At 57.5% G+C, this 4,756-nt stretch carries 4 protein-coding genes; 2 read left to right on the top strand and 2 right to left on the bottom strand.

The genetic code is table 11. From position 1 onward, the window contains the following. Together VL547_RS23040 and VL547_RS23035 are read right to left on the bottom strand one after the other, a co-directional pair. Nucleotides 1–530, bottom strand: a 530-nt coding sequence (locus tag VL547_RS23040; protein ID WP_325582438.1) for a RagB/SusD family nutrient uptake outer membrane protein, incomplete at its 3' end; no start/stop codon positions are given. Nucleotides 531–543: 13 nt separating this feature from the next. After that, complete coding sequence (locus VL547_RS23035) at nt 544–3,573, bottom strand: TonB-dependent receptor (protein WP_325582436.1); 3,030 nt, start codon at nt 3,571–3,573, stop codon at nt 544–546. Between the two features lie 245 nt (nt 3,574–3,818). On the opposite strand from VL547_RS23035, the gene VL547_RS23030 reads away from it, so the two are divergent. Continuing rightward, the gene (locus VL547_RS23030) at nt 3,819–4,235 is read left to right on the top strand and encodes a hypothetical protein (RefSeq protein WP_325582434.1); all 417 of its coding nucleotides are present in this window, start codon (nt 3,819–3,821) and stop codon (nt 4,233–4,235) included. Between the two features lie 4 nt (nt 4,236–4,239). Then, nucleotides 4,240–4,542 (top strand): DUF4395 family protein, encoded by a 303-nt coding sequence (locus VL547_RS23025; protein WP_325582432.1) that lies wholly within the window; start codon nt 4,240–4,242, stop codon nt 4,540–4,542. The last annotated feature ends 214 nt before the right edge of the window (nt 4,543–4,756 follow it).

Here is a 4,756-nt window from a genome sequence, read left to right as displayed (position 1 = left end):
AGTGTGCTGCGTTGCAAGCCGTTTTTGTCGGTGGCCGTTTGGGTAGGTGTAAGGGTGATCGGAACACCGCCCCACGCCCGCGCCAGGTCGAAGTAGGAGAGCGCGCGTATGAAGTATCCCTCGCCGGTGAGCTGGTTCTTCTGCGCCTGCGTGAAGGAGGGATCGGTCACGGCCGGCACCTTTGCGATCACCTGGTTGGCGCCGTTGATGGTGGCGTAGATGCCGTCCCATACGCTTTCCAGGTTGTCGTTATCCGAGGTGATGCTGTGGATGATGAACTGGTCGTCCGTCTGGTGCGAGCCCGTCCATTGGATATTGTCGCCGGCGAGATACCCGAAGGCTTCATAGCCGCCGCCGTAGTATTGCTGTGACAGGGTCCGGTATACGCCGCGCACCGCGGTCTCCGCCGAGGTGGCGTCGACGATGGTAACTTGGTCGGAGACCGAATCGACGGGCTGTACGGTGAGGAATTTCTTGCAGGCGCCGAGCGAAAGGGTCAGTGTCAATAAGGAGATGTATCGTTTGGTCATGGGGTGTCGTTTTTTAGATGGTGGCGTTGATCCCGAATTGTACCGCCCGGGGTTGCGGCGGGGTGCCCAGGTCCAGGCCCTGGATGGTTTGGGTGGCGGTGGTATTGGCTTCCGGATCGGGACCGGTGTATTTCGTGTGCAGCCAGAGGTTCGTGCCGACGAAATACAGCCGGATGGCGCCGACCTTCCACTTGCCGGTCAGGCTTGCCGGTAACGTGTAGCCGACGGTAAGGTCCTTCAGGCGGATAAAGGAGCCGTCTTCCATAAAGCGGCTGTTCTGGTCCGTGGTGTAGCTCAAACCATAAGCGGTTTCCCGGGGTACGTCGGTGACCTGTCCCTGGTGGGTCCAGCGGTTGAGCTGGTCGGCGAACATGACCCGGTTGGCGTCGCGGGTGCCGCCGCCTTCACCGAAGAACCGGTTCAGGTTCATGACCTTGTTACCGTACTGGTAGGAGAACAGGATGCCCAGGTCGAAACCGGCGTACGAAAAGTTGTTGTTAAAGCCGCCAAAGAATTTCGGCATGGCGTTGCCGAGGATCTGGCGCGCCGACGTGGGCAGCGTGCCGTTCGTTTCGCCCTGGAAAACCGAGGCGCCAGTCTTCGGGTCGACGTACAATTGCTTATACAGCCAGAAAGAATACATCGGGGAACCTTGCTGCATGACGACCCAGTCGCGGCTGTACTCATAGATGGGCGATGGCAGGTAGACGACTTTGTTGACGTTACCGGAGACCGAGAAGTTGCTGGTCCACGTCAGCCCGTGCGTTTTCAGGTTGACGGTGCTCAGGCCTATTTCGTATCCCTTGTTGCTGATGATACCGGCGTTGCTGTTATAGCTGGTGAAGCCCGTGACGCCGGGGATGGGCAGCGCCAGGAGCACGTTGGTCGTCCTTTTATTGTAGATATTGGCATTGAGCGTGATCCTGTCCTGGAAGAGCCCCAGGTCGAGACCGATGTTGGCCTGTGCGGTGCGTTCCCATTTGAGGTCCTTGTTGGCCAGCTGTTGGGGCGACGTGCCGGGCTGGTCGCCGCTGGCGTTGTCGGGATAGCCGCTGCTGCCGGACCACAGACCCAGGGCGGCAAAATTGCTGATGCCGTTCTGGTTGCCCGTGATGCCATAGCTCGCGCGGAGCTTCAGGTCGCTGATCGTTTTTACGTTCCGCAGGAAGGACTCGTTCTTGAGCCGCCAGGAGCCGCCGATGGAGGGGAAATAGCCCCATTTGTTGTCCTCCCCGAACTTGGACGAGCCGTCCGCCCGGAAGCTGGCTTCCAGGAAGTACTTGCTGGCGTAGTTGTAGTCGAACCGCCCGAAGAAAGAGGCGAGGTTGCCCTTGGTCCACGACTGCGAGGCGGTGCGGGTGGCCGCGGAGCTGATATCCGTATACGAATTGTTCGGGAAACCGGTCCCCTGCGCCGACGTATTCGTGATCAGGTTGCTTTGGAGGGTGTTGCCGATCACCAGGCCGATGCTGTTCTTTCCACCCAGCCGGGTGTTGTAGGAGAGGGTCTGCTCGTCGATCCACGTGGTGTTCTGGGTCAGGGAAGACGTGGCCAGACCGTTGGTGGGCGGCGCGCCGTCCTGGGTGAGGTTGTTCCAGTATTGCGACTCGTTGTAGTTATTGTAATCCAGGCTCCAGCTGGTCCGGAACTTCAAGCCGGGCAGGAGCTGGGCTTCGGCGTAGAAATTCCCGATATACCGGAGGCTGATGGTATGCACGTCGTAGTATTCGATCAGGATCGACAGGTTGTCGAAACCCGCATAATTGAGCGGCTTACCGGTGGAATCGAACGGCGGAAGGTAGGTGGGCGTGTGCAGGGCGGATTGCAGCAGCCCTCCGTCCGGGCCGTCGCCCGCCCGGCCTTGTTTGCGGTACGTGCGGGAGAAGTTGTTGCTTGTGCCCACCTGTAACCAGTCGGTCACTTTCTGATCGAGGTTGAATTTGAAGCTGCCCCGCTCGAAGTAGAGCGGCCGGATGTCGGCGTCCTGGTGGGTAAAGCCGGCGCCGAAGTAATACTGCGTCTCCTTGTTGCCGCCGGACAGGGATAAGTTGTAGTTCTGCAGGTTGCCATGACGGAACAGCTGGTCCAGCCGGTCGTAGGTCTTCTGGATGTCCGGCGTGCCCCTTTTGGTGGACGCGGTGGGGTTCCAAACCGAACCGGTAAAGGGTGGCGTCTGGTACTTGGCTTCGCCTGCCGCGTTACCCGCGGCTACGGCATCCGCGTAGGAGTTTTCGTAGAATTCGTTTTCCAGCATGGCGTGCTGGGGACCCGTGGTCAGCGACCAGAGCTTTGGCGCCCAGTTGGTCCCGGTGGAAACGTCGAGCGACAATTTAGGCGGGCTGTTGAAACGCCCCCTTTTGGTCGTGATGATGATGACGCCGTTGGCGCCGCGCGAGCCGTAGATGGCCGTTGCGCTGGCATCCTTGAGCACTTCCACGTTTTCGATGTCGGCGGGGTTGAGGTCCGCCAGCGGAGACGTCTCGCGGCCGCCGGTGTTGATCGATTGCAAGCTCGTGTTGTTCACGAATACCCCGTCGATGATGTACAACGGGTTATTATCCGCGTTGATCGAGGTGGTGCCCCGGATACGGACAAACACGCCGTCACCGGGTGTGCCCGTGTTGGAGTTGATCTGGAGACCCGGCGCCTTGCCCTGCAGCTGCGCGTCAAAGCTGGCCACCGGGATCGCCGCGACGTCCGCTTGCTTGACGGATGATATGGAGCTGGTCAGGTCCTTTCTTCTTTGTGTGCCATAGCCCACGACCACCACGTCATTGAGCCGGTTAGCCGATTCCTGCAGTTGTATGCGGATCGGGTCGAAACTGTTGAACGTATCCACGCGGGTCTCATACCCCACGAAGCTGACCTCCACGATGGCGGGGATCTTCTGACCGGTAAGAAAGCGGAAGCGGCCGCCGCGGTCCGTGAGCACTTCGTGGGTCGTATGCTGCAGATGCACCGTGGCGCCATAGAGTGGCTGTCCCGTCCTGTCCACGACGGTACCGGTGAGGGTGATGTTGTGATCGTTGTCTGTCTGTGACATGGCCTGGACAAGGATAAGGCATAGTAGGCCCGTCAGAATGTTCTTTCTCATTGCTGGTAGTCTGTAGTAAGATTAAAGGAGGTTCGTAAGGCGAAATTAGCGCATTTTATAAAAGTCTACCAAATTAGTAGACAATAATATTTTGCATAGCTTCGCTAACGATCGTTTTGCGCGCGCCGGAAGATAAGTTTGTTTATTTAAGAAACTCTACTAAATTTATGGACTAATAAGTACTTATGCGAGCGATGAAGCATGCGTTATTGCTGTCTGTGGCTGTACTGATCTGTAGCGGGGTCTGGGCCCAGCGCCCGGAATATTTTACCGTCGAGAGCTATTATAAGGTAAAATGGGGGTATGCGGATGAATTCATCCGGCTTTGGAAGACCAACCATTATCCTTTATTGAAGAAGGCTTTGGAAAACGGCGACGTGATCAGCATCAAGGCGGAGACGCCGCGTTTTCACAGCGGCGAAGAGACGCGCTGGGACTTCCGGGTCACGGTTACGTTCAAGAACGTGGAAAAGGCCTTTGACGAGGACCTGGTGACCCCCTACAAGAAACAACTGTTCCCCGACCTGGAGGCCCTGGCGAGGTCCGAGCAGCACCGCTTCGAGCTTTTGCTGGCGCATTGGGACATCGAAACCGCGGAGCTACAACTGTAAACCTATGGCGGTCGATGAAATCAAAATACGGCTTACGGCCTTCTGGGTGCTGATTTTAACGGTAGCGTACATATTCCTGGGTACAGTGACCATCCCCGTCGTGCTCGTGATCGACTTTGCCCTGCGGTCCTTCAACCTCGGCAAATGGAGCCCCCTGTTCCGCCTTTCCGAGTGGACGGCCAACCGGTTGCAATGGGTGGGCAAGCCGGTTTATCTCCCCGCCAAACGCTTTGCCGCGCTGGAGTCGCTGGCTGGTATTTGCGCGGGGTGTTATGTATACGATTGGATAAATCGTTTATCAAGATGAATTTATTTATTAACTTATAACAAACTTTTGCTCACCTATGGCTGAAGAAACAAAAAAACAGACTGCCCTCGGGGACGTGGCGGCCAGACAACTCGCGATCGCCACCCGCACGGTTCCCCAAATGATCACCATCACGCCGCGATGGCTGACCCATCTTCTGAATTGGATACCGGTGGAATCCGGCGTCTACCGCCTGAACAAGGTGAAGGATGGC

This window comes from Dinghuibacter sp., assembly GCF_035492835.1.
GTDB lineage: Bacteria > Bacteroidota > Bacteroidia > Chitinophagales > Chitinophagaceae > Dinghuibacter.
This window is presented reverse-complemented; position numbering and strand designations above follow the sequence as displayed.